We start from the raw sequence: 292 nt of genomic DNA, 5'->3' as shown, positions 1-292 counted from the left end.
GGCTTGAAAACACCGAAACATCATTATTATTTTTATCACGAAGAGTTAGCTCTGCTGCAGGAATTTCTATGCCATTATTAATCCAATTTCCGTGGCCAGCAACCACGGCCTCTCGTAAATCACTTGGTATAATTAAATCTTCAAGCTTTTTACCTGTTGCTTCAACATTCGTATAACCATAAAGCACTTCGCTGCCTTTATTCCAATAAATAACACGGCGTTGTTCATCATACCCCTGTACAGAAATAGCATTCACAGCATCAAATAATTGATGTAATGGGTCATTAACAAC

General features: G+C 37.7%; 1 protein-coding gene. It reads right to left on the bottom strand.

Features of this window, described 5'->3' with window-relative positions; translation table 11 throughout:
- On the bottom strand, nucleotides 1-292 hold a 292-nt coding region (locus AAEY88_RS12830), incomplete at both ends, for a PAS domain S-box protein (RefSeq protein ID WP_350563000.1).

Origin of the sequence: Psychrobacter sp. CAL346-MNA-CIBAN-0220 (assembly GCF_040309805.1) — a bacterium.
Taxonomy (GTDB): domain Bacteria; phylum Pseudomonadota; class Gammaproteobacteria; order Pseudomonadales; family Moraxellaceae; genus Psychrobacter.
Note: the sequence above shows the minus strand (reverse complement) of the source record. Positions and strands in the feature narration are given on the sequence as shown.